This is a genomic window from Parasynechococcus sp. (genome assembly GCF_042954245.1).
Lineage (GTDB): Bacteria > Cyanobacteriota > Cyanobacteriia > PCC-6307 > Cyanobiaceae > Parasynechococcus.
This window is the reverse complement of record NZ_JBGKDP010000181.1, coordinates 1-4,333: the sequence shown is the minus strand read 5'-3', so window position 1 is coordinate 4,333 and position 4,333 is coordinate 1. Positions and strand designations below refer to the sequence as shown.

6 protein-coding genes and 1 tRNA gene are annotated in these 4,333 nt (G+C 59.2%); 6 read left to right on the top strand and 1 reads right to left on the bottom strand.

The genetic code is table 11. From position 1 onward, the window contains the following. The 3 genes from ACGVJ8_RS08080 to ACGVJ8_RS08070 form a co-directional block, all read left to right on the top strand. Nucleotides 1-1,538: SulP family inorganic anion transporter (locus ACGVJ8_RS08080; RefSeq protein WP_392347068.1), on the top strand; the 1,538-nt coding region annotated here is incomplete at its 5' end. After that, nucleotides 1,531-2,577: a dihydroorotase gene (pyrC, locus tag ACGVJ8_RS08075; protein WP_392347066.1), complete on the top strand. Its 1,047-nt coding sequence runs from the start codon at nucleotides 1,531-1,533 to the stop codon at nucleotides 2,575-2,577. The genes ACGVJ8_RS08080 and pyrC, both read left to right, overlap by 8 nt. After that, the gene (locus tag ACGVJ8_RS08070) at nucleotides 2,552-2,854 is read left to right on the top strand and encodes a thioredoxin family protein (protein ID WP_025362365.1); all 303 of its coding nucleotides are present in this window, start codon (nucleotides 2,552-2,554) and stop codon (nucleotides 2,852-2,854) included. Before pyrC ends, ACGVJ8_RS08070 begins: the two co-directional genes overlap by 26 nt. Before the next feature lie 7 nt (nucleotides 2,855-2,861). Here the strand turns inward: ACGVJ8_RS08070 and ACGVJ8_RS08065 are convergent. Continuing rightward, nucleotides 2,862-2,950 (bottom strand) — tRNA-Leu (locus tag ACGVJ8_RS08065). Between the two features lie 40 nt (nucleotides 2,951-2,990). Here ACGVJ8_RS08065 and ACGVJ8_RS08060 point away from each other — a divergent pair. The 3 genes from ACGVJ8_RS08060 to trpA form a co-directional block, all read left to right on the top strand. Then, entirely contained in the window at nucleotides 2,991-3,242 is a 252-nt protein-coding gene (locus ACGVJ8_RS08060; protein WP_392347064.1) for an NAD(P)H-quinone oxidoreductase subunit L, read from the top strand. 1 nt (nucleotide 3,243) lies between these two features. Next, nucleotides 3,244-3,600, top strand: a complete 357-nt coding sequence (locus tag ACGVJ8_RS08055; RefSeq protein ID WP_392347062.1) for a DUF3007 family protein — start codon at nucleotides 3,244-3,246, stop codon at nucleotides 3,598-3,600. 34 nt (nucleotides 3,601-3,634) lie between these two features. Continuing rightward, nucleotides 3,635-4,333: tryptophan synthase subunit alpha (gene trpA, locus ACGVJ8_RS08050; RefSeq protein ID WP_392347060.1), on the top strand; the 699-nt coding region annotated here is incomplete at its 3' end.

The window sequence follows — 4,333 nt, the reverse complement described above, 5'->3', positions numbered from 1 at the left end:
GCGCTGCTGCTGGCCTCTGGGGGGCTGTGATCATCGGCCTGGTGGCCTCTCTGTTTGGAGGCACGCCGACGCTGATTTCGGAACCCACCGGTCCGATGACCGTGGTGTTCACCTCGGTGATCTTGAGCTTCACCGCTACAGCTCCGGACAAGGAAACGGCCATGGCCATGGCCTTCACCGTGGTCATCCTGGCGGGTCTGTTCCAAATCCTCTTCGGGGTCTTTCGTCTGGGGCGATACGTCACGCAGATGCCCTACACGGTGATCTCCGGCTTCATGTCGGGGATTGGAGCGATCCTGGTGATTCTTCAGTTGCCAGCCTTCCTGGGGCAGACCTCATCAGGCGGGGTGATGGGAACCCTGTCCAACCTGCCGGGCTTGATTGCTGGTGTTCAGCCGATGGAGCTGGCGCTGGCTTTGATCACCGTCGCGATCCTCTGGTTCACCCCAGCCAGCATGAAGCGTTTCTGTCCGCCGCCGCTGTTGGCTCTGGTGTTGGGAACGGTTCTGTCGATCACCTTGTTCCATGACGCTGGCCTCAAGACCATTCCGCCGTTCAACGCTGAGCTCCCCAGCCTGCATGTGCCCACCTTTTCGGGTGGACAGCTGCGTTTGATGTTCGTGGATGCAGCTGTGCTGGGCATGCTCGGCTGCATCGATGCGTTGCTCACCTCCGTTGTGGCCGACAGCCTGACGCGCACTGAGCACAACTCCAACAAGGAATTGGTGGGTCAGGGACTGGCCAACATTGCTTCGGGCGTCTTTGGAGGACTGCCTGGAGCGGGAGCCACCATGGGCACCGTGGTCAACATTCAGGCCGGCGGACGTTCGGCCTTGTCGGGCATTGTCCGGGCGGTGATTCTGATGGTGGTCGTCCTGGCCGCTGCTCCTCTCGCTTCCACGATTCCCCTCGCTGTGCTGGCGGGCATCGCCCTGAAGGTAGGCATCGACATCATCGATTGGGATTTCCTCCAACGGGCCCACCATCTCTCGGTGAAAGCAGCGGTGATCACCTACGGCGTGATTGCGCTCACGGTGCTGGTGGATCTCATCACTGCAGTGGGCATCGGAGTTTTCGTTGCCAACGTACTCACCATTGATCGGATGAGCACGTTGCAGTCCAGAAAAGTGAAAACGATCAGCACCGCCGATGACGATGTGGAGCTGACCGATGAAGAGCAGGTGTTGCTGGATCAGGCCTCCGGCAAGGTTCTGCTGTTTCAGCTCGCCGGTCCGATGATCTTCGGCGTGGCCAAGGCCATCTCGCGCGAGCACAACGCCATCGGCAATTGTCAGGCGGTTGTCTTCGACCTCTCCGAGGTGTCCCACCTGGGGGTCACCGCTGCGATCGCCCTCGAGAATGCTGTCAAGGAAGCGATTGAAGAGAGTCGTCAGGTGTTCTTGGTCGGTGCAACGGGCAGCACGGAGAAGCGTCTTCAGAAGTTGAAGCTGTTGGATCGGCTCCCCCAAAGCCACATCACTGGTGATCGACTCGATGCCTTGCGCCTTGCCGTGAATGGTTTGCCGCTGAATGTCTGATCAGATCTCGATCATCGCTCCAGATGATTGGCACGTGCATCTCCGCGATGGAGAGATGCTGAACCAGGTTGTGGCCCATACAGCCCGCCGTTTTCAGCGGGCCATCGTGATGCCCAACCTGCGTCCCCCGGTGACCACGGCGGCGGCTGCACGCGCTTATCGCGACCGCATTCAGGCGGCATGTCCCGCTGATCTGGAGTTCACGCCCCTGATGACGGCGTACCTCACGGATTCAATCGCCCCTGCCGAGCTGGAGACGGGGTTTCGAGAAGGCGTCTTTGCTGCGGCCAAGCTTTATCCCGCCAACGCCACCACCAATTCCGCAGCAGGGGTGACGGATCTGCTGCAGATCGATCCTGTGCTGGAAACGATGGCCCGGATCGGCATGCCTTTGCTGATCCATGGTGAAGTCATGGATAGCGAGATCGATATCTTCGACCGTGAGGCGGTGTTCATCGAACGCCATCTGGCACCGCTGCGGGACCGCCATCCCGAGCTGAAGGTTGTGTTCGAGCACATCACCACCGAGCAGGCGGTGCAGTACGTCAGCTCAGCGGATCGCCATCTCGCCGCCACCATCACCCCCCACCATCTGCACATCAACCGCAACGCGATGTTTGCCGGCGGCTTGCGGAGTGATTTTTATTGCCTTCCCGTTGCCAAACGGGAATGTCACCGGCAGGCACTGCGCCAGGCGGCCACCAGCGGTGACCCACGCTTCTTTCTCGGCACCGACACGGCACCGCACGAGCGGGCATCCAAGGAGAGTTCGTGCGGATGCGCCGGCATCTTCAATGCGCCCTTCGCCCTGGAGAGCTATGCCCAGGTTTTTGATGAGGAAGGCGCTCTGGCCCATCTCGAAACCTTCACCAGTCTGAATGGACCGGCCTTCTACAACCTTCCGGTCAACACGCGTCGCATCACGTTGCAACGTCGTGATCATCTTATGCCGGAACTTGTGAACGGACTGGTTCCTTTCCATGCTGGAGAGATCCTGTCCTGGGCCGTCGCCGATGCACTTGATCAAGTTCAGCTCTGAAGATTGCGGTACCTGTCACCGCATGAGTCACTACGACGGCAAGGTGGCCGAGGAACTCGGCTGCAGCTTTATCTCCGTGATGCTGCAGGACACCGAGATGTATCGCAAATATCGGAAGATCCTTCTAAAGCAATACCCTAATAAGGAGGGGATGGGCTGGCCCACCTATCTGCTGGTGAACGATCCCGATGGAGATTTTTCGATCGAGGGAGAACTGAAGGGCGGCATGCCCAAGGGAGATTTCCGCACCAAGCTCGCTGAGTTGCTGCCGTCTTGAGCGCAGGTGGTGGGGGCAGGGGGACTTGAACCCCCATAGGCCTTTCGGCCCAAGCGATTTTAAGTCGCGTGCGTCTACCGATTCCGCCATGCCCCCGCCCAGACATCTTAGATTTCCGTCAGCTGTCCTCTAGGCCTTGGACCTTTCGTCCCTGCTTTCTCAAGTCCCACAGGACACGTTGTTGGTTCTTTTGGCCTACACCGTTCTGGGCGGCCTGTATCTCATCGTGGTTCCACTCGCCCTATATGCGTGGATGAACCAGCGTTGGCATGGCATGGGCAAGCTGGAGCGTCTGGGGATTTACGGTATGGTCTTCCTCTTTTTCCCGGGGATGATCCTGTTTGCCCCTTTCCTCAATTTCCGGCTGAGCGGGCAAGGAGACGTCTGACTTGACGCGCGGCAAGGTTCTTCTGATCGGACTTGCAGTCCTCCTGCTTGGAGAGCTTGGGCAGGTCGGCTTTCAGGCTGCAGGCTTTGAGGGGTTTTCGGCAGGGATTGCTGCGGAGGCCCTGCTAGTTGTGATTGTGGTGATGTGGACAAGTTCCTACCTGTTTCGTGTGGTTACCGGTCAGATGACCTACATGGACCAGCGGCGTCGCTACCGCCAGGTCTACGACAAACAGGAAGCTGAGGCGCTTCAAGCCCGTTTTGATGCTCTCCCCGAGGAGGAACAACAGGCACTGCTGCGCAAGATTGGAGCGGATGCATCGGTTCCCACGGATGGTGAGGCCCCCGTCGACTCATAGGCTTCCGAAGTTTGTTCCTGGTCGGTTGAACGAGATGCCCAATCAGCAGTCCTCTTCCATCGCCCAGCGCTTTGAACAGCTGAAGCAGGACGGTCGCCTCGCCTTGATGCCATTCCTGATGGCCGGCGATCCGGATCTCGCGGTCACCGCTGATGTGCTCCTCAACCTGCAAAGCGCAGGGGCCGACATAGTGGAACTGGGAATGCCCTACAGCGACCCTCTCGCTGATGGGCCGGTCATTCAGGCTGCTGCTTCCCGTGCCCTTGCAGCCGGGACCACTCCAAAGGGTGTTCTGGACATGCTGCGGTCGTTGAAAGGCCAGCTGCAGATTCCCGTGATCCTGTTCACGTATTCCAATCCACTGCTCAATGTGGGGATGGAGGCGTTTTGCCAGTCTGCAGAGGAGGCTGGCGCAGCGGGTTTGGTGGTACCTGATCTACCCTTCGAAGAAGCGGAGCGGTTGTCGACAATCGCAGAGCGTCGTGGCTTGGATTTGGTACTCTTGGTTGCACCTACCACTCCCCAAGATCGGATGGGTCGGATTGCCACATGCAGCCGAGGTTTCACCTACCTGGTGAGTGTCACCGGTGTCACCGGTGAGCGAGCTCAGATGGAACGTAGGGTTGAAGGTTTGGTGCAGCAACTCAAACAAACCTCACCGGTTCCTGTTGCGGTTGGTTTTGGGATCTCCGGTGCCGAGCAGGTGCGTCAGGTTCGGGGCTGGGGTGCCGAT

What these genes read in the sequence shown, in the direction of transcription:
- ACGVJ8_RS08070 (WP_025362365.1), top strand. Translation starts at nt 2,552, where the DNA reads ATGCACTTGATCAAGTTCAGCTCTGAAGATTGCGGTACCTGTCACCGC.
- pyrC (WP_392347066.1), top strand. Translation starts at nt 1,531, where the DNA reads ATGTCTGATCAGATCTCGATCATCGCTCCAGATGATTGGCACGTGCAT.